This is a genomic window from Arthrobacter sp. lap29 (assembly GCF_032458965.1).
In the GTDB taxonomy this organism is placed as follows: domain Bacteria; phylum Actinomycetota; class Actinomycetes; order Actinomycetales; family Micrococcaceae; genus Specibacter; species Specibacter psychrochitiniphilus.
The window spans coordinates 332,561-352,019 of record NZ_JAUCEK010000003.1; the positions used below are offsets into that span (position 1 = coordinate 332,561).

Below are 19,459 nucleotides of genomic sequence, written 5' to 3' on the forward strand. Positions count from 1 at the left end.
GGTGGAAGCTCCTTGTTATTGTGGATCTCGACAAGCTCGATCACCGGGGTGGGTGAGCTGGTTGAAGCTGCGTTCTTCTTCGTGATTTCTACTATTCAGCGCTTTTCAAGGGGTTACTAGAGGTAATTGATGGAAAGAAACGCGTTTCTTCGCGTATTGTCAAGAAATGACGAATGTGGGATGGAACACAGGTGAGGCATCTGCCCGGCGCGGTAAGAAAGCTGCTGCGCAAGGAGAATTGGACATCATTTCCTTAGGGCGCCGGGTGCGGCACCTGCGTAAGGCCCAGGGCATGACCCTGGATGATCTCGGGGTGAAAGTGGGGGCCGCGCCGTCGCAGCTTTCCTTGATTGAAAACGGCAAACGGGAGCCCAAACTGGGGCTGCTGCAGGCGCTGTCCGGGGCGCTCGGCGTAGGGCTTGATCAGCTGCTGGGCAACGAGCCGCCCAGCCGGCGCGCGGCACTGGAAATTGAGCTGGAACGGGCGCAGCGCGGGCCGCTGTACCAATCGCTGGGGCTGCCCACAGTCCGCGTCAGCTCACGGCTTTCCACCGAAGTCCTTGAATCTTTAGTGGGTTTGCAACACGAGTTGGAACGGCGGCTGGATGAACAGTCCGCTACGCCGGAGGAGGCCCGCCGGGCGAACAACGAACTACGCCAGGAAATGCGTGAACGCAACAACTACTATCCGGAGATTGAACGCCAGGCCCAGGATCTACTGGCGGCGGTGGGGCATGACCGTGGGCCACTGTCCCACCACGTTGCTGCGGACGTGGCCGAACACCTCGGATTTGACCTGCATTATGTGGGGGATCTGCCGCATTCCACCCGGTCTGTGACGGATTTGAAGAATCGCCGAATTTATCTCACTCACGGGCAGCGCTCCGACCACGATCCGCGTTCGGTACTGCTGCAAGCGCTGGGTCACTATGTGCTGGGGCACCAGACCCCCCGCGACTACGCTGACTTCCTGCGCCAACGCGTGTACACCAACTACTTTGCGGCTTCCTTGCTCATGCCGGAGCGGGCCACAGTGGACTTCCTCAAGACAGCCAAGATGGCGAAGGAGCTTGCCATTGAGGACATCCGTGACGCCTTCGCCGTCTCCTATGAAACGGCCGCGCACCGCTTCACCAACCTGGCCACCGAGCACCTGGGCATCACCACACACTTTCAGAAGGTGCATGAGTCAGGGATCATCCACAAAGCCTACGAGAACGACGGCGTGAACTTCCCTGCCGATCACACCGGCGCCATCGAAGGCCAGGCCGTGTGCCGGTACTGGACCTCCCGGGCCGTCTTTGAAGTGCCGGATAAGTTCCGTGCGTTCAACCAATACACGGACACGGCCGTTGGGACGTACTGGTGCACTGCCCGCACTGAACGCCATTCCTCGGGAGAGTATTCGCTCAGTATTGGGGTACCTTATGAGCACGTTAAATGGTTCCGGGGCCGGGACACCACGGAGCGTTCGGCATCCCGCTGCCCGGATCCTGACTGCTGCCGGCGCCCACCCACCGAGCTTTCGGCCCAGTGGGCAGGGCATGCCTGGCCCTCAACCCGCGCCAACTCGCACCTTTTGGCGGCTATGCCCCAGGGCGCCTTCCCCGGAGTGGACGAGACAGAGGTGTACAGGTTCTTGGCAGCGCACGAAGGCCGGTAAAAGAGGCCGCAGGTCATGGCCGGGTCATGGCGTGAAACGTTCCCCGGTTTTTCCCTGGCGTTCACGCGAGCACAGGGGTGAAGTCAACTCCTGTGCTCGCGTGGAAGGGCCAACCGCATCCGAAGAGCTAAGGAACGTCCATGACTACACGCCACATCCCCGTTGTGCTGAGTGCCGCAGGTGCCGCCGGGAACAATGAAGACGTGATCGCAGACAACGTTTTGTGTTGTCAATGACATGTTCCGGGCACTGTTGACTCCAGCGGACATTGCCACGAATGCGCCGCGGAGACCTTGATGCCTACGTCCGCGAAGGGCTTGGCGCCATGGAGCGGTTGGATGTGGAGTTTGAAGACCTCTTCGAGTCCGAAGACGTCACGGGCTTGAATGCCGCGTGGTTGCGCGCCCAGCCGGGGCTCTTGGTATTGGAGGAGACGAAGGTGGCAGCCCCTATTGCCGAGCGGGTTTCTTGGCGCTCTGCCAGGGCTCAACGGCAGGACGCCACAGGCTCCATGCCGTAAAGTCAACGGATGAGCGAACTCAAATGGACTGCAACCGCCCCCGCAAAAAGCGCATGGCAGGCGATGCCTTTTGCCCCCGGCCTTTATAAGTACTACCTGAGCGGAGGCCTGCCCAAGGACATGAATTGGCCGGCGGAGCTGACCCCGCTCAAACGCGGTGACCTGCTCTACGTGGGCAAGGCCACGAACCTCAAGGGCAGGGCAAAACACCACGATATTCAAACGTCAAAATCCACTTTCCGCCGTTCCCTGGCGGCATTGCTGGGACTTCAGGCCCAGTGGCATGGGCGCTCCGCACACCCGCGCCTGACCGATGTAGATGAAGAAGTGTTGAGCGTCTGGATGACGCAAAACCTGAGCGTGCAGTTTTGCGTACTCCCGGACGCTGCACCCCTTGCCGATCTTGAGGAAGCAATGCGCGCCGAGCTTTGCCCGCCGCTGAACCGTGACGGGCGCACACCCGAGCAGGTGCACGTTTCGGAAGTTGCTGCAGCCGCGCATGGCAAGGCCCTCCGCGAGAAGGGCTGAGCAACTGAAGGCTGCTCAACGAGAGAGTGGGGCAGCCGTGGGGTGAAGGTGCAGAAACCCGGGCCGCCGCACACTAGCGGTTTCCAGCATTCCCTTGACCGTTGCCGCATTCCACAGCATGCTGGCAATAGCTACCGCCGAGTAGGCGCGATGGCAACGGAAAAAGAGGATCCCATGGCATTAGATGGCACGCACTCAACCCCGAACCCGGCCCAGCGATTTCTTGGCAAGAATGCCATCGTCACCGGCGCCAGCCGGGGGATAGGGCTGGCCATTGCCCGGAGGCTGGTGGAGGAGGGGGCCCGCGTCCTCATCACGGCCAGGCGCCAGGATGCGTTGGATGAGGCAGTTGCCAGCCTCGGTGCGAACGCCCTCGCCGTGGCCGGGCATGCCGATGACCCGGAGCACCGCGCAGAGGTGCTGGCCACAGCCGAACATCACTTTGGCGGGCTGGATGTGCTGGTCAACAACGCCGGCATCAACCCCGTCTACGGGCCTCTGGAAACCGCGGAGCTGGACGCGGGGCGCAAAATTTTTGAGGTTAACGTGTGGGGCACCCTCGCCTGGACGCAGGCCGTGCTGGCGCATCCTGGGCTCAAGTTCAAGGTGCGGCGCGGGACCGTGGTGAACGTGTCCTCCATCAGCGCCAACGTTCCCGCCCCCGGCCTGGGCCTGTATGGGGTGAGCAAGGCCGCCGTTTCACACCTGACCCGCACACTGTCCATGGAACTGGCACCGGAAATCCGGGTTAATGCCGTGGCGCCGGCCGTGGTAAAAACCCGTTTTGCGGGTGCGCTCTATGAGGGGCGTGAAGCGGCAGTGGCGGCCTCCTACCCGCTGGACCGGTTGGGCGAGCCTAGCGACGTTGCCTCCGCCGTGGCCTTTCTCGCCTCCTGTGACGCAAGCTGGGTGACGGGACAGGTCCTGATTCTTGATGGCGGTTTGGGCAATGCGGGAGGGTTGGGCTGATCATGAACAGTACACCACCAGAGGGGCAATACCCGGAGGCCGTGGAAAATCTCCGGGCACGCACGCGTCAATTCATCCGTGAAACGGTGATCCCTGCCGAACCCCGGCCGGGGCAGGCACTAAACGTTTCGGTGCGCCGTGACTTAGCGGCTGCTGCCCGGGCGGCCCGGGTTTTCGCCCCGCACGTACCGGTGGAATTCGGTGGGCAGGGACTGGCCGTGGAGCACTGGTCACCGGTGTTTCAGGAAGCCGGTTACTCACCTATCGGTCCGGCGGTGCTTAACGCCATGGCACCGGATGAGGGCAATATGCACATGTTGAACCTGATCGGCACAGCGGAGCAGAAACGGCGTTTCCTAGCCCCGCTGGCCGCCGGAGACATCAGCTCCTGCTTTGCCATGACGGAGCCACACCCCGGCGCCGGGTCCGATCCCGCAGCACTAGCCACCACGGCTGTGCGGGACGGCAACCGCTGGCGGATCAACGGGCACAAGCGCTTCACCAGTGGTGCTACGCTCGCCGGGTTCGCCATTGTCATGGCGCGCACGGACGCAGACGCAGCTGACGGTGCGCACGGGGCCAGCACAGGTGCCTCAATGTTCCTGGTGCCCATGGACACTCCCGGCGTACGGCTTGGCGCCCCCATCCACACCATGGACACCTACCTCCCTGGCGGGCATTCCCATCTCCACTTTGAGGACGTTCTAGTCCCGGACTCCGGTGTCCTCGGGGAAGCGGGCCTTGGCTTCCAATACGCCCAGGTGCGGTTGGGCCCTGCCCGGCTGACCCACTGCATGCGTTGGCTGGGCTTGGCCCGGCGAGCCATGGACATCATGCTTGACCGCGCCAATACCAGGGAGATATTCGGTGCGCACCTTGCCCAGCTGGGCATTGCGCAGGACATGATTGCGCAGTCCGTGATGGACATTGAGACCTCTGACGCCATCATCGCCAAGTGTGCGCGCCTGCTTGCCGTAGATGCGAAGGCGGGTTCGGCACTCTCCTCAGTGGCCAAAGTGCACTGCTCCGAGGCGGTGTACCGGGTCATGGACAGGGCGGTGCAGTTGTGCGGCGGAGACGGCGTCTCTGACGGGTTGCCACTGATGCAGTACCTCAATGAAGTCCGCCCGTTCCGGATCTATGACGGCTCCACGGAAACTCATAAATGGGCCATTGCACGCCGTGCTGCCGCTGAGCGGCGCCGTGCCGTTGCCGGCGGAGAACCGTTCCAGGGCACGGCTGTCAGCCACGAGGGAGAACGCTAATGGGGGTCCCGATGGATATTGTGCAAACCATTGAAGATGCGGCAAGGGCGCAGTCACCGCCACTGCTGATCCTTGACCGGGTGGCGGAATTCCTTGATGCCTGCCACCTCGGGACAGGGCCAGTCCACGCCCGCCGTATTGGCGAGGGGCAATCCAACGTGACGTTCAGGATTAAACGGCGCGGGGCGCACGTGGTGCTTCGCCGGGGACCTCGCCCACCCTTGCCGCCCTCTACCCATGACATGGTCCGTGAGGCACGCATCCAATCGCTGCTAGCGCCGCTGGGCATTCCGGTGCCGAAAATTCTGGCTACATGTGCCGATGCCAACGTGCTGGGAGTGCCGTTCTACATCATGAAATTCGTTGACGGGGAGGTGGTTACAGACGCCGTGCCGGCGCACCTGGATACGCTGGCGCAGCGCCGGGCTACGAGCGAAGCGGCAGCAGACATGCTGGTGAAGCTGCATTCCGTGGACGCTACTAGTGGTCCGCTGGCAGAGATTGGGCGCCCCGAGGGCTACCTGAAACGTCAGGTGGCGCGGTTTGCGGGGTTGTGGGACTTAGTGGCAACACGTGAACTTCCCGAAGTGGCGCAGCTGGCCCGGTGGTTGGAGGAGAACCGTCCAGAGACCCAGCGCCATGCCGTGATCCACGGGGACTACCGGCTGGGAAATCTGATGTTTGCCAGGCAGGGTCCCGCCCAGGTGAAAGCGGTGCTGGACTGGGAAATGGCCACCGTGGGTGATCCATTGGCTGATCTGGGGTACCTCAGTGCCACGTACTCGCAGGCAGGCTCCACTGCCACCTTGCTGGAACTTTCGCCCGTGACGGCTCTGCCGGGATACCTGGACCGTGCGGGCATGGCGGCACGGTACAACGCGCATTTTAATCTGGACCTTTCCGCATTGCCCTGGTATGAGGCGCTGGCGCTGTGGAAGGCAGCCATTTTCAGTGAGGCCATTTACACGCGATGGAAGAACGGGGAACGGGCAGATGGTGAGAGGTTCGGCGCCGCGCTCGAGGCGGGAGTGCCGGAGCTGTTGGCGGCCGCGGCCGCCCACGCCGCCCGGCTGCCGTAACGCTGCTTTGCCGCGGCTGAGGATCTGCTCCATACCGGACTGCCGCCACGGGTGCGCCAAAGCCCCTTGATTGGACTGCCCCAGGGGCACATGATGAAGGTGCGGGCGCCACACAGGCAGGGAGGAAGTACATGCAATTCCACCAGCACGGTTACGTGTCCGGGAACCCACGCGTCAAGGCCGCGGAAGGGACGGGTATTGGCCGTCCGGCGGAACTGCCGGATGAGATGGACGTGCTCATTGTGGGCTCGGGACCTGCCGGCATGATCACTGCGGCCGCACTTGGTGCATTCCCGTTCATCAACACCCGCATTGTGGAGCGACGCGTCGGGCGCCTGGAGATTGGCCAGGCGGACGGTATCCAAGCCCGCAGCGTGGAGACGTTTCAGGCGTTTGGCTTCGCCGAGCGCATCATCACCGAGGCGTACCGGATTACTGCCACAGTGTTTTGGAAACCTGACCCGGCTGATCACACCCGCATTACCCGGGCGGCCCGCGCCCCGGATGACACCACGGGGATCAGCGAATTCCCGCACCTTATTGTCAACCAGGCCCGCGTGCTGGACTACTTTGCTGAGGTCATGGCCAACTCCCCGGCGCGCATCCGCCCCGACTACGGCTGGGAGTTGCGCACCCTGAAAATCGAGGACCATGGAGACTTTCCGGTCGCGGTGACGCTGGTGGGTACCCATGGTGCGCAAACCGGCGTCGAACGTGTGGTCCGGGCGAAGTACGTGGTGGGTGCGGACGGGGCGCACAGTGCCGTGCGCGAATCCATTGGGGCAAAGCACAGCAGCATCCACGCGAACCACGCATGGGGTGTCATGGATGTTCTGGCCGTCACTGATTTCCCGGACATTCGCGCCAAATGCGCCATCCAGTCCGGTGATGGCGGGAACATCCTTCTCATTCCGCGCGAGGGCGGCTCCCTGTTCCGCATGTACGTGGATCTGGGTGAGGTGCCAGAAGACGGTTCGCACACCGTGCGCAGCACCAGCATCGAAACGATCATCGCCAAGGCCAACAAGATCCTGCACCCCTACACACTGGATGTGCGCAGCGTGGCCTGGACCAGCGTTTACGAGGTGGGGCACCGCCTGACTGACAGGTTCGACGACGTCCCCCTGGAGTTGCTCGGCACTCGCCTTCCGCGCGTGTTCATCACAGGGGATGCCTGCCATACGCACAGTGCCAAGGCGGGCCAGGGCATGAACGTCTCCATGCAGGACGGCTTCAACCTTGCGTGGAAGATTGCGCATGTGTTGGCCGGGCGCAGCCCGGCGTCGCTGCTGGCCACGTATTCGGCCGAGCGCCAGGTCATTGCCAAGAACCTCATTGACTTCGATTTGGAATGGTCCAAGCTGATGGCCATGCGGCCCGAGGACATGGCGGATGCCACCGAGTTGGAGGACTTTTATGTGCGCACCTTCGAGTTCCCGGCAGGCTTCATGACCCAGTACCAGCCCTCCATGATCACCGCACCAGCAACGCATCAGGAACTGGCCACGGGATTTCCCCTCGGCAAGCGCTTTAAGTCTGCGCCAGTGGTTAGGGTTGCGGATGCGAACCCGGTGCAGTTGGGTCACCACCACCGGGCCGATGGGCGGTGGCGCATCTACGCCTTCGCCGATGAACCCGCCATTGGCGAGCAGTCAGCCCTGTCGGAGTGGGCACACTGGCTCTCTCACAGTCCTGAGTCGCCGCTGCTCAAGTACACGCCACCGGAGGGGGACTCCGATGCCGTGTTTGATGTAAAACTTATTACCCAGCAGGACTTTGAGGGTGTGGAGCTGGGCCAAGTTCCGGAAGTGTTCATGCCACGCACCGGCCCTTTTGGGCTCATCGACTACGAACTGGTCTATGCCACGGACCCGTCACGCGACATTTTCGAAGCCCGCGGGATCAGCCGCTCCGGCGCCGTCGTAGTGGTCCGCCCGGACCAGTACGTGGCGAACGTGCTGCCGTTGAGCGACACGGCAGGGCTGGCAGCATTTTTCGCCCCCATCATGCTGGCGCACGGTTAACTGTGCTCACCCGCGTTTGCGCGGGTTGCCTGCTGGGCCAGTTCTACTGCAGTCTTGCTCATTTCCTCCACGAGCTTCAGCACGTCGAACATACCTCCCACTGCCCTGTCGTCACTGTGTGCGGTGATACGGGTTTCGCCGCGGATTTCATCGATCCTGAAATGGATCTCAGGCCTGACTTTCATATAGCGGGCGGCGTCCTCGTGCTGCCAGGTCCCGCCAGCCCAATCTTTACCGATCTTGAGCCAGAGGTCCTGGCCTGCCGTTGTTGCAATCAACCCCGGCTGGTGGAACGCCTCGGTCAGTGAGACCCAGGCGGCTTCGCCGGAGAGCGAGCTGGTCCACTGTTCCTCGCGTGGGAAGCGGGCGGTCATGGGTCTGAAGCTCAAAAGAATCCACAACGCCACCATATTGGGCCACAGGGCTGTGGTGATGAGTGCATCTGGGCCCGCCGAGAATCCGAAGATGACTGCGGCCGTTCCCACCACACCAAAAGCGGCCAATCCAATGAGCCACCACCGGCCGGTAATCAGTTCCAAGGCTCCTGCCTTGCGCCAACCACTGCAAAGATAGACGCCGGCGCCCAGCGTAAACAGCGCCTGGAGACCGTAGATAACCGCGAGTGGAATTGCGCTCCAGAGATTGAGCCCGGACAAGTAGATCATGACCATCGACAAGAACGACAAAGCAATGATGGCCAAGCCAGCAGTTGCCCTGATCTTTTTGTCCCGTCCCGAAGCGTGCATCAATACATGTCAGCACGGTACGCCGAGCTTGTCCATGAAAGCCAGGAAACCCAAGAAGGCAGAGTCAGCATAAGCCCTATCTTTTGTGGGCACGGCACAACGATGATGGTATGGCAGGGCAAAACAGCGTCTGGTGGGGAGGAACAGGATGAGCGGACTTGACGATCTCTTGGCCGAGTCCAATGAACGGTGGCAGTGGGCCATGAAGAGGGCCGACGGCGTCGAAGACGTTTGCCTGGGGCGCGCCGTCAGAAGCTACTACTTGCGGTATTTCCCTGTTGGTTTCCTTGCCTTGCTGGTTCTCGGAATCGCTGGCGGGATCTTGCTTTTCGGAACAACTGCGGGCGATTGGGCGAACTATCTGAGCGTGGGGCTTCTACTGTCCACGTTGGGTGCGTTCGTGGGCGGATTGATCTACAACGCTAAGAAGGTGGCACCCGCCGTTCGGCTCAACACCCTAGATGTATTGTTTCGGTTGGCAGAGAGCGAACGCAAGAACATCACTGCGCAGATTACCGGGAAGGCACCTCTGGAGCGGGAGCACTTACCGGTGGTCCGGGCTGCTGCGGTTCAACGCCTCAAGGGCTTGGCCACACAACTGGTCATCATGCCGGCCTACCCGTTGATGTTCGCCTCCCAAACGCTCAACTGGGCGGGACAGGACGAGATGTTCGTATGGATAGGGGTGGTGGCATCCGGCGTAGGGATAATCGGGATCGCTTTGCTGTCTCGTGATTTTAGGCGCACAGCCCGTTTTCTGGAGGCGACCGCAAAAGGATGAGCCGTGCACCCGATGAGCTCACAGCAAGGGGCGGCCCACGCGTTTGGGAATGAACGCTGAGGCCAGACCCTCGCTGCCCCGGGCCAGAAGGGTGACATCGGCGCCCACCAGGATGAAGTCCACCCCGGCGTCCATGTAGTACTGGGCAGTGGCCGGAGCGAAGGCGTTCACTCCCACCGGCTTTCCGGCTGCCTTCGCCGCGGCAATGCACTGCTCCACGGCCGCCATCACCATGGGGTGTTCCTGCGCTCCCAGCAATCCCATGGAGGCGGCGAGATCGGCCGGTCCCACGAAGATGGCGTCCACCCCGTCCACAGCCAGGATCCCAGCCACGTTCTCCACGGCCTGGGCCGATTCAATTTGTACCATGAGGCTCACGGTATCCCCGGCGCGTTGAACATAGTCAGGGATGCGGTTCCAGCGCGAGGACCGGGCCAAGGCCGAGCCCACCCCGCGTACCCCGCGCGGAGGATAGTGGACCGCAGCCACGGCGGCCTCGGCCTCGGCCACGGTGTGGACCATCGGGATCAGCAGCGACTGCGCACCCAAGTCCAAATACTGCTTAATGATTACGGTGTCGTTGACCGGCGGGCGCACCACGGCCGTGACCGGGTAGCCGTGCACCGCCTGCAACTGGGCCAGGATTCCCTCGAGCCCGTTGGGGCTGTGCTCGCCGTCGATCACTACGGCGTCTAGCCCGGCCCCGGCACAAATCTCCGCCACTAGGGCGCTGCCGGAACACACCCACATGCCCACCAGCGGCCTGCTGGTGGCGGCGAGCGCGTCCTTTAGTGAAGGATCTGGGCTGATTCGAAGCGGCATGTGACTCTCCCTAGCATTCCGAAATCGGCATGGATGGTATCGCCGGCGGCAACCCAGAGTGGGCGGGTGAAGGAGCCTGCCAGGATCAGTTCCCCGGCCCTGAGTGACTCGCCGTGGACGGCCAGCTTGTTTGCCAGCCAGGCCACGCCCCGCCCAGGGTGACCCAGCACGCCGGCAGCAACACCCGTCTCCTCCACCACCTCGTTGCGGAGCAGGATGGCGGATACCCACGGCAGATCAATGGCGTCCGGTTTCACCGGGTTGCCGCCCACCACTACGGCACCGAGGGCGGCGTTGTCACTGATGGTGTCAACAATGGTGCGCCACTCCATCTCTACCCGGGAATCGAGGATTTCCAGGGCTGGGGTGACGTAGTCGGTGGCACGCAGAACATCGATCAGGGTGATGCCAGGGCCAACAAGATCTTCCTTGAGCAAGAAGGCGAGTTCCACTTCCACCCTGGGGTGGGTGAACTGCTGCCAGGGAAGCGTACGCCCCGTTTCTAGGATGGCGTCTTCAAAGATGATGCCGTAATCGGGTTCACTGATACCGGTGGCCTGCTGCATGGTGCGGGAAGTCAACCCAATTTTGTGCCCGGCCACGACCCTTCCGGCAGCCTCACCGCGCTGACGCCACAGCTTTTGCACCCGGTAGGCGTCCTCCACGCTCATGCCGGGATAGCGAACGCTCAGCAGGGGGACCGGCACCCGAGTCCGTGCCGCCTCCGCGAGTTCGTCGGCAATCTCGGTAAGCGTTGCATCGTCAAGCATGAGCTGTCTCCTTCTCGCTCGCGGCGCAGTCCCGGCGGGAATATGCCCCTGCCGGGCCAAGAGGACGCCGGTGAGTACGGTTCACAGCTGCTCTCCCAGCTTGAAGCCCCGGCCGCTGTCGTCGCGCGTGTAGGAAAAACCGTCGGCACCAACCGCGATGCTTTGTTCGGATGCTCCGGCCAGTATGTGCAGCGGCCGGGGGCTGCCATCCAAGTCCAGGACGGTGGAAGCCTCGGTGTACCAGGAGGGAACCACGGGGTTGCCCCACCAATCGCGGCGCTGGTTGTCATGGACATCCCAGCTAACCACTGGATTGTCCGGATCTCCCGTGTAGTAGTCCTGCGTGTAAATCTCCACGCGGTGTCCGTCAGGGTCAAGGATGTACAGGTAAAAAGCGTTGGAGACCCCGTGCCGGCCGGGTCCGCGCTCAATCCGCGCGGAGATGCGCAGGGCGCCCATTTTGTCGCAGATGTGCAAGATGTTGTGCTTCTCATGCGTTGCGAAGGCGATGTGGTGCAGGCGTGGCCCGGCACCGCCTGTCAGAGCGATATCATGCACGGTTTGGGTCCGGTGCATCCAGACCGCATAGGTGGTGCCGGCCGAGTCCCGGATGTCTTCGGAGACCCGAAAACCCAGCTCTTCTAAGTAATCCCGGCCGCGGGCAACCTCGGCCGTGACAAGGTTGACGTGGTCCAGGCGAACCAGTTCCCCGGCCGAGGCAAGGTCATAGCGCCGGGTCAGCCGCTCCACGTGTGCGGCCTCGTAGAAGAACTCGAACGGGAACCCCAAAGGGTCCTCCACCCGGACGGAGTCACCAATCCCGGCAACGAAGCCCTCCCGCCGCCGCTCGGTGCGGCAGCCCAGCGCCGTGTAATACGCCTGAGCAGCATCGACGTCCGCCGGCGTCCTGACCCTGAACGCTGCAACAGCCAGGGCGGGCACGGGGCCAAGACGCAGCACCAGGTTGTGGTGGATGAACTCCTCCAGAGTGCGCAGGTACAGTGCGCCCGGCTCCTCACGGGTGATATGCAGGCCCAGGAGGTCAACATAGAAGGCTCGGGAGGCGCCAAGATCGGTGACAACAAGTTCCACATAGGCGCAGCGGACAATATCCGGGGCAGGGGTTTGCGGGTCGGCAGCGCTCATGGCAAGGCTCCGAACTTCGGGGTGTCCACGCTGCCCAAGGTGATGTGCACAGCTTGCTGGTCCGTATAGAAGTCAAGGGAGCGGAAGCCGCCCTCGTGCCCCAGCCCGGAGGCTTTCACACCGCCGAAAGGGGTGCGTAGATCCCGCGCATTGTGGCTGTTCAGCCACACCATCCCCGCTTCCAGGGCTTGGGCGAAGGTGTGGGCGCGCCTAAGATTGTTCGTCCACACATAGGCGGCCAAACCATACTTGACGCCATTGGCCAAAGCCAGCGCCCCGGCGTCGTCCTCGAAGGGGGTGATGGCAACCACGGGGCCGAAGATCTCCTCCTGGAAAATCCGCGATTCGGGGCCAACATCGGCAAACACGGTGGGTGCCACATAGTTTCCGGTGTCCAGGCCCGCGGGGCGCCCACCACCGGCCAGCAGCCGGCCCTCGGACTTGCCAATTTCCACATAGTTCATGACCTTGGCGTAGTGCTCCGGGTGCACCAGCGCACCCACCTCGGTGGCAGGGTTGTGAGGATCGCCCACCACAATGTTCCGGGCGCGGGCAGCAAACTTCTCACAGAACTCGTCATAAATGGGCCGCTCCACCAAGATCCGCGAACCTGCCGTGCAGCGCTCGCCGTTGAGGGAGAACACACCGAAAAGGGCGGAATCGATCGCGGCGTCCAGGTCTGCATCGGCAAAGACCACGCACGGGCTTTTGCCGCCCAATTCCATGGAGAGCCCCTTCAGATTTGTGGCTGCGTTGCGGAAGATGGTCTGACCCGTGGTGGTCTCGCCGGTGAAGGAGATCAGTGGCACGCCAGGGTGTTTCACCAGCGCGTCCCCAGCCTCCTCGCCCAGACCGTTGACCAGGTTGAACACGCTCTGAGGCAGGCCCGCCTCCTCGAAGATACCGGCCCACAACGACGCTGACAGAGGCGTGAATTCGGCGGGTTTGAGCACCACCGTGCAGCCAGCGGCAAGCGCGGGCGCCAGCTTCCAGGATTCCAGCATGAACGGCGTATTCCAGGGCGTGATGAGCCCGGCAACCCCCACCGGTTTACGGTTGACGTAGTTGAGTTGCGCACCGGGGACCTTCATGGCATCGTCCAACTGGGCCACCACCAGATCCGCGAAGAAGCGGAAGTTTTCCGCCGCGCGCCGGGCCTGGCCGCGAGCCTGGGTGATGGGCAGACCGGTGTCGAAGGTTTCCAGCTCGGCCAGCCGGTCCTCGCGGTCCTCGATGGCGTCTGCCACCTTGTTCAGGATCCGGGCCCGCTCCCGGGCCTTCATATGCGGCCACGGTCCCTCACGGAAGGCACGCGTTGCGGCTGTCACGGCCAGCGCAATATCAGCTTTCTGTCCGGCGGCGGCGGTGGCGTAGTTTGCGTTGGTCACCGGATCCAGCACATGGAATCTCTCCCCGCCCACCGAGTCCACGGATTGGCCGTCAATGTAGTGCCGGATGTGGGCGGGCAGGCCGTCCGGGATGAAATGGCCGCTCATCCTAGGCCGCCTTTCTGCTCGCTGTGGCTGGACTCCCACTCCGTGAACGTGGCCCGCCACGTGGCGTTCATGGGGAACAGGCCTTGAATGCCGTGGCCCTGAGCCACCATTTCGGCAATGAACTTCTCTTCATATTCCTGGGCGATGGCAGCGTCCGCTACCTCTTGCGCCAACGACGCCGGGATTACCAGCACGCCGGTGTCATCGCCTACAATGATGTCCCCCGGCTGGACGGTGGCCCCGCCGCAGGAGATGGTCAGGTCCGTGTCCCACGGGACGTGGCGGCGGCCCAGGACGGCCGGGTGGGTGCCGTGATGAAAGACGGGAATGTTCAGGGCGGCGATCTCGGTGAGGTCCCGGACTCCGCCATCGGTCACTATGGCCGCCGCGCCCCGGACCTGGGCGCGCAGGGCCAGAAGATCCCCCAGTGTCCCCGCGGTGGGGTCCCCGCGGGCCTCCATGACCAGGATCTCCCCGTCATTGAGCGAGTCAATGGCGCGTTTTTGGGCGTTGAAGCCGCCGCCGTGAGCTGCGAATAAGTCCTCGCGAAAGGGCACAAAGCGTAAGGTTCGGGCCGTTCCTGCGATCCTCAGCCCGGCTTTGGTGCAGGACAAGCCCTCAATATGGATGTTGTTAAAGCCGCGTTTGCGCAGTTGTGAGCTGAGGGTGGCTGTGCCAACACTTGTCAGTTTCTGCTGAAGTTCAGCACTGAGAGCTGTGGAAGGGGAAGTGGAAGCCAGCCCGGCGGCTTCAGCAGAACCCCACGCGTCCACCCTGTCAGCGTCGCTGATGCGTGGGACCGCGCCATAGCCGGCCCACTCCCCGGAGCCCTGCACCACTGACGTGCGCAGCCGGCCGGTAGATAAGCCGGTAGATGGACCCGTTCCGGGGGAGTCGAGCTGAACCTCAAGGACATCTCCGGGTACGGCCACAGAGGATCCGGCAGGGGTTCCTGTGAGGATGACATCCCCGGGTTCCAGGGTCATGAGCCGGGATAAATCGGCCACGATCTGGCTGAAAGAGAAGAGCAGGCCAGCGGTGGTGTCATCCTGGACCAGTTCCCCATTAAGCCACGTGCGCAGCCGCAGGGCATGGGGATCGAGCCCGGCGGCGGGAATGAGGCCCGGACCCAGCGGTGTGAAACCATCGCCGGACTTGGACCGGACGTTGGAGCCCTTGTCCGCATATTTGAGGTCATACACGCCAAGATCGTTCGCGGCGGTGACGTGCCCAATGTGGGACCAGGCTTCTGCGGGGCTGACCCGCCGTGCTGCCTTGGCGATGACGAGCGCGATTTCGCCCTCGAAGGCGAGTAATTCACAGCCCACCGGCCGCTCCACCACCGAACCGCTGAGGCTCAGTGAGGAAGGGGCCTTGAGGAAATACGACGGATGTGAGGGGATCCGCCCGCGCTGTTCTGCCCGGGACTTGTAGGCAAGGTGGACGGCGATAACCTTGCGGACCGTGCTGAGCAGCTCTGCCGAGACCTGTTCCACGAAACACCCCAATTACAAAAAAGCCGTTGACTGGTGCCTGATTTGTGCGCCCCGTACGGGCCGCGACTGTGCAACTTGGGCGGTGTCTGTCCACTGAGGCGCAGCAGGTGCCATCCACTCCCTAGCTTCCGCCGCAACAGGGGCTTTCGTCAACCATGGGGCACTGAACCTGCGGCTCTGGCCCTCGCCCTTGGCCATGGTCTCTGACCCTGCGGCTCTGGCCATGGTGCCCTTTCAGGGCTGGTGCACCGCGGCAACCGCTAGGCAAGTGCCAAGGCCCCAGTGCTAGGCTCCAAGCAGAAATGCGGCTGGAGGAATGATGCGCATACCCAAAATGACCGATTGGTGGGACAGGCTCTTCGTCATCGGCATCATCATCAAGGGCTTGGACGGTGTCCTGGAACTGCTCGGTGGCGTGCTCCTGCTCTTCATAGCCCCGGCCAAAATCCAGGAGATTGCCGTCCTGGTCACCCAGCCGGAACTGACAGAAGACCCGGATAATTTTATTGCCAACCACATCCTGCGGGGCGCCTCCGGGCTCAGCGACCATGTGGTCCTCTTTGCCGCTTTCTACCTGCTGGCTCATGGCATAGTAAAGGTGGTCCTTGTGGCCGCATTACTCATGGATAAGTTGTGGGCGTACCCCTGGATGATCGCCGTCCTTGGCCTGTTCATCCTCTACCAGCTCTATCAGCTGAGCGTGCAGCCCTCGGCCGGGCTCATCATCTTGACAGTGTTTGACGCACTCATTGTGCTGCTCACCTGGCATGAATACCGAAGGCACCGACGACGTGCCAGCAAGGAAATAGGCACATGAAAATACTCGTAGTAGGGGCCGGTGCAACTGGGGGATACTTCGGCGCTGCGTTGGCCCGTGCCGGCCGGGATGTGAGCTTTTTAGTCCGCGAAAAACGTGCACAATTCCTGCAGGAACGCGGCTTGCGCATTGTGGACGCGGAAGGTGAAACCCGTAGTGCGCCCCGTATCCTCACGGCAGGGACGCTTGATGAGATATTCGACGTGGTCCTGGTCACCGTTAAAGGTCCCGGCCTGGAACAAGCCATGGTGGACATGACCCCGGCCGTGGGGCCGGACACTCTCATTGTGCCGTTCCTAAACGGTATGGGGCACATGGAGGTGCTGGCCACCGCGTTTGGTGCCGACGCCGTGATCGGTTCCGTGGTGCATTTGGTCTCCACCATTAACGCCGACGGCGACATTGCGATCCTCAACCCGCTAGCGCGCTGGAGCATTGGTGACCAAGACGGTCCCCTGGAAGGCGCCGTGTCAGCACGGGTGCAGGCGCTGCTGGCCGAGATTTCCGTGCCTGGCTTCGAAGCCGTGGCTGTGCCGAATGGGCTGGCCATCATGTGGCACAAATGGGTTTTTATTGTGGCTGCCGGGGTCACCACTTGCCTCATGCGCGGACCGGTGGGGTCCATTGCCGCGGTGCCGGGAGGGCCGGAGTTTGTGGCGGCGGTACTGGCGCAGACCGCTGCGGTCTCTGCCGCAGCAGGCTACCCGGTGCCACAAGCGCAGCAGGCGGGTGACCTCGCGTTCCTTACCGAGCCTGGCTCAACGTTCACCTCGTCGCTGTACCGGGATGTGACGGCCGGGCTGGCGCATGAGGGCGAGCAGATAGTGGGCGACTTCGCTCGCCGGGCCGCCGGGTTGGGTGTGCCAGTGCCGCTGATCGATCTGGCGCTCCTGCAGTTGCGCGTCAACGAGGCCAGCCGCAGCTAAAGCACCTCGCCCGGCCGGTGCCCCGTCCGGGCGAGGTGCCGGCCGCCGTCGTACTCTGGGTCAGAGATCCTCTGCTCCCGGACCTACTGCCTGGATGGGGAAATCGTCCTTGAGCATGTCAAAAACGTCGGGACGCCAGGCCGGTGGCACCTCAATGAACTCGCCAACGGTGACAAGGCCCTCCTCAGCCCAGTGGGCGATGTTTTGGGCAATGGCCAACAAGTCCGGATGAACAGAATCCGGCTCCTCCAAGGCTTGGATGAGCAGGGCCGCTTCGGGAGGGGCGCCGGATGCGGCTTGGGTCAGCCAATCCGCCATTTCCAGATGCCAATCCTCATAAATGCCCTCCTCTGAACCTTCCAGGGTGGCCGTATAAATCAGATGGCCCATCAAATCCCGCATATGCAACACCATCTCGGGATCATTGCTGTGCAACAGCTGCGTGGAGGTGGGGGAGATACGGCTCTCACGCACGCTCACCAGCCCCGCCACATCCAGCAATTGCCAATAAAGTGCCAGCCGTGCGGCGCCGTGATCGGCCGGGGTGGTGAACGCGGCGGCCGCGGCGAGGGCGCCTACGCCTGTATGGATCAAGGTGGCAGCGGCGCCTTCCTGATCCAGCACGGTGCCGTGTTCCGTGAGGTCCTTGCCCTCGCCAATCCACTCAAGCAGGGCCAGAACATTCTTCCAGAGTGGGGAATTGGCAGCTGTTGTTGCAGCCGCCTCTTCACTGACCGTGGGGAGGTAGATTTCGGCGAACTCGTAGTCCTCAACGGGCAGGCTTTCATCATCCAACGCGTCATCGGGGTCAGCCCCGGGAACTGCCGTCTGCGCCAGCTCTTCAAAATTGGTCATCAGATCCTCATGCGTTCCCGTCCAAAGCTCGGCCTCGGCCAGGTAGGCGATGTAATCATGGACGCCGTTGCGCAGGGTCATCACACCCAGCGGGTTCGCGTGGCCGGTGACTTCCAGAACTTCCCGCAGCGCTGCGGGCACCAGATTGGTGGGATCCGGATGCGGTTCAAGGATGCGGTACATGTCAAAGAAATCATCCAGGATGGCAAGGCTGAGATCGATTGACTTATTGGGACGGCTCTCGGCTTCCAACCAGGCAACATAGCCCGACGACAGTGCCACCATGGCCCGATCCAGCCGGGCCTCGGCCGAGGGCCGTTGCGTTGACCGGGCAGCGGAGTCGGCCGAGGCCTTGGCCGGATTGCCGAAACGGGACTTCTTGGCGTTCTTGGACTTATTGGCCACAGGGTTCCTTGCAGACAGCGGGATGAGGTTCCTTAACCGTAGTCGCCTTGGCCTGGCTGCCGCACCCGTGCAGCCGCGCAAGCCCACTCCGCCCCGGCGCACACCCGCGCCCCACCCCCGTGCGCGGAAGAGGTCAGAGTGCCCCGAAACGCGGGACGAGCCGTGGAGGGCGCGGGGGCTAGTTACTGAACTCGGTCAGGACCACCTTGCCGCTGCCGTGCCCGGACATACTGGCTTCAAAGGCGCGGGCAGCTTCCTGCATGGGAAAAGTTTGCGCCACATCTACGCTCAGCGATCCGTCCTCAACCAGCAGGCTCAGGCGCACTAGTTCCTCCGTGCCGGGGCGGACCCAGACGTAGTGCCCGCCGTGGGAGCTCACGCTCGCATCTGCAATTGAGGCGTGCCGGCCGTTCTCCTTCAATAACGCCAAAGTATCCTCGAGGACGCCGCCAATAAAGTCAGCCACGGCGTCTACACCCTCCGGCGCTTCGGCGCGCACGCGCTCCACTAGCCCGGAACCGTATTCCACCGCGATGGCGCCAAGTTCACGGAGGCGGGCATGGTTTTTTACGGAGCCCGTGGCGATGACGCGCACGCCCTCCTGGGCTGCTAGCTGGATGGCGGTGCGCCCAACACTGCCGGAACCGTTGTGGATCAACAGCGTCTGGCCCGCAGTCACGCCTAGCGTATCTAGAGTCCGCTGAGCTGTCAGGCCGGTCAAGGGGAGGGCTGCGGCCTGTTCCCAAGAAAGGTTTGCAGGCTTGTGTGCCACGATCGCGGCTGGAAGTGCCACAAGTTCGGCGAAGGTCCCGCCCTGAATGGTATCCCGGCGGCCATAGGAAAATACCTCATCTCCCACTGAGAACTCCGGCGTATCGAAGCCCACTGCCTCCACAATTCCGGCAACGTCCCAGCCTGGAACCACGGGAAAATTCACATCCATCAGGGAATCGAGGTGGCCGCCCATAATTTTCCAGTCCACCGGATTCACCCCTGCCGCTTTGACACGGATCAGCACAGCCCCGGGGGACACTTTAGGAATGGGCAACGGCGCCTGTTGCAAAACCTCCGGGCCGCCGTATTGCTGGTAAGTCATGGCCTTCATAGATGAATTCATGGAAGCGTGTTCCTCTCCTTGAGACCCAAAGCGA

The 19,459-nt window shown here is 62.7% G+C and carries 18 protein-coding genes; 10 read left to right on the forward strand and 8 right to left on the reverse strand.

All coding sequences use genetic code 11. The features are described 5' to 3' along the window. Positions 1-166 precede the first annotated feature (166 nt). The 7 genes from RY113_RS07030 to RY113_RS07060 all read left to right on the forward strand — a co-directional run bounded on the left by RY113_RS07030 (position 167) and on the right by RY113_RS07060 (position 8,048). Positions 167-1,663, forward strand: coding sequence for a helix-turn-helix domain-containing protein (locus RY113_RS07030; protein ID WP_315914009.1), 1,497 nt, complete (start codon positions 167-169; stop codon positions 1,661-1,663). Between the two features lie 277 nt (positions 1,664-1,940). Then, positions 1,941-2,183, forward strand: a complete 243-nt coding sequence (locus RY113_RS07035; RefSeq protein ID WP_315914010.1) for a hypothetical protein — start codon at positions 1,941-1,943, stop codon at positions 2,181-2,183. Positions 2,184-2,192: 9 nt separating this feature from the next. After that, complete coding sequence (locus RY113_RS07040; protein ID WP_110105090.1) at positions 2,193-2,711, forward strand: GIY-YIG nuclease family protein; 519 nt, start codon at positions 2,193-2,195, stop codon at positions 2,709-2,711. A gap of 150 nt (positions 2,712-2,861) precedes the next feature. Continuing rightward, positions 2,862-3,680, forward strand: coding sequence for an SDR family oxidoreductase (locus tag RY113_RS07045; protein ID WP_396334219.1), 819 nt, complete (start codon positions 2,862-2,864; stop codon positions 3,678-3,680). A 2-nt stretch (positions 3,681-3,682) separates the two neighbouring features. Then, complete coding sequence (locus RY113_RS07050) at positions 3,683-4,945, forward strand: acyl-CoA dehydrogenase family protein (protein WP_315914011.1); 1,263 nt, start codon at positions 3,683-3,685, stop codon at positions 4,943-4,945. An 11-nt stretch (positions 4,946-4,956) separates the two neighbouring features. Continuing rightward, complete coding sequence (locus tag RY113_RS07055; protein WP_315914012.1) at positions 4,957-6,024, forward strand: phosphotransferase family protein; 1,068 nt, start codon at positions 4,957-4,959, stop codon at positions 6,022-6,024. 131 nt (positions 6,025-6,155) lie between these two features. Further along, positions 6,156-8,048 carry an FAD-binding monooxygenase gene (locus tag RY113_RS07060; RefSeq protein ID WP_315914013.1) on the forward strand — a complete coding sequence of 631 codons (1,893 nt, stop codon included), beginning with the start codon at positions 6,156-6,158 and terminating at the stop codon, positions 8,046-8,048. Here the strand turns inward: RY113_RS07060 and RY113_RS07065 are convergent. Next, on the reverse strand, positions 8,045-8,794 hold the full coding sequence (locus RY113_RS07065) for a hypothetical protein (protein WP_315914014.1): 750 nt from the start codon (positions 8,792-8,794) through the stop codon (positions 8,045-8,047). The two genes, RY113_RS07060 and RY113_RS07065, sit on opposite strands and share 4 nt — an antisense overlap. A 148-nt stretch (positions 8,795-8,942) precedes the next feature. Here RY113_RS07065 and RY113_RS07070 point away from each other — a divergent pair, with 148 nt between their 5' ends. Next, on the forward strand, positions 8,943-9,575 hold the full coding sequence (locus RY113_RS07070) for a hypothetical protein (RefSeq protein ID WP_315914015.1): 633 nt from the start codon (positions 8,943-8,945) through the stop codon (positions 9,573-9,575). A gap of 18 nt (positions 9,576-9,593) precedes the next feature. Here RY113_RS07070 and RY113_RS07075 read toward each other — a convergent pair whose 3' ends face one another. The 5 genes from RY113_RS07075 to RY113_RS07095 form a co-directional block, all read right to left on the reverse strand. Then, positions 9,594-10,397 (reverse strand): aldolase/citrate lyase family protein, encoded by an 804-nt coding sequence (locus RY113_RS07075; protein WP_315914016.1) that lies wholly within the window; start codon positions 10,395-10,397, stop codon positions 9,594-9,596. Continuing rightward, positions 10,364-11,167, reverse strand: coding sequence for a 2-oxo-hept-4-ene-1,7-dioate hydratase (gene hpaH, locus RY113_RS07080; RefSeq protein WP_315914017.1), 804 nt, complete (start codon positions 11,165-11,167; stop codon positions 10,364-10,366). The genes RY113_RS07075 and hpaH overlap by 34 nt, the downstream gene beginning before the upstream one ends. A gap of 81 nt (positions 11,168-11,248) precedes the next feature. Next, positions 11,249-12,313 (reverse strand): 3,4-dihydroxyphenylacetate 2,3-dioxygenase, encoded by a 1,065-nt coding sequence (gene hpaD, locus RY113_RS07085; protein WP_315914018.1) that lies wholly within the window; start codon positions 12,311-12,313, stop codon positions 11,249-11,251. Further along, on the reverse strand, positions 12,310-13,809 hold the full coding sequence (hpaE, locus tag RY113_RS07090; RefSeq protein WP_315914019.1) for a 5-carboxymethyl-2-hydroxymuconate semialdehyde dehydrogenase: 1,500 nt from the start codon (positions 13,807-13,809) through the stop codon (positions 12,310-12,312). Before hpaE ends, hpaD begins: the two co-directional genes overlap by 4 nt. Further along, positions 13,806-15,305 carry a fumarylacetoacetate hydrolase family protein gene (locus RY113_RS07095; RefSeq protein WP_315914020.1) on the reverse strand — a complete coding sequence of 500 codons (1,500 nt, stop codon included), beginning with the start codon at positions 15,303-15,305 and terminating at the stop codon, positions 13,806-13,808. Before RY113_RS07095 ends, hpaE begins: the two co-directional genes overlap by 4 nt. A gap of 334 nt (positions 15,306-15,639) precedes the next feature. Here RY113_RS07095 and RY113_RS07100 point away from each other — a divergent pair, with 334 nt between their 5' ends. Continuing rightward, entirely contained in the window at positions 15,640-16,122 is a 483-nt protein-coding gene (locus RY113_RS07100) for a DUF2127 domain-containing protein (RefSeq protein WP_315914021.1), read from the forward strand. Next, positions 16,119-17,048 carry a 2-dehydropantoate 2-reductase gene (locus RY113_RS07105; protein WP_315914022.1) on the forward strand — a complete coding sequence of 310 codons (930 nt, stop codon included), beginning with the start codon at positions 16,119-16,121 and terminating at the stop codon, positions 17,046-17,048. Before RY113_RS07100 ends, RY113_RS07105 begins: the two co-directional genes overlap by 4 nt. A gap of 60 nt (positions 17,049-17,108) precedes the next feature. On the opposite strand, the gene RY113_RS07110 is transcribed toward RY113_RS07105, so the two are convergent. Further along, complete coding sequence (locus RY113_RS07110; protein ID WP_315914023.1) at positions 17,109-18,308, reverse strand: hypothetical protein; 1,200 nt, start codon at positions 18,306-18,308, stop codon at positions 17,109-17,111. A gap of 178 nt (positions 18,309-18,486) precedes the next feature. Beyond that, entirely contained in the window at positions 18,487-19,413 is a 927-nt protein-coding gene (locus RY113_RS07115; RefSeq protein WP_396334222.1) for an NADP-dependent oxidoreductase, read from the reverse strand. Between the last annotated feature and the right edge of the window lie 46 nt (positions 19,414-19,459).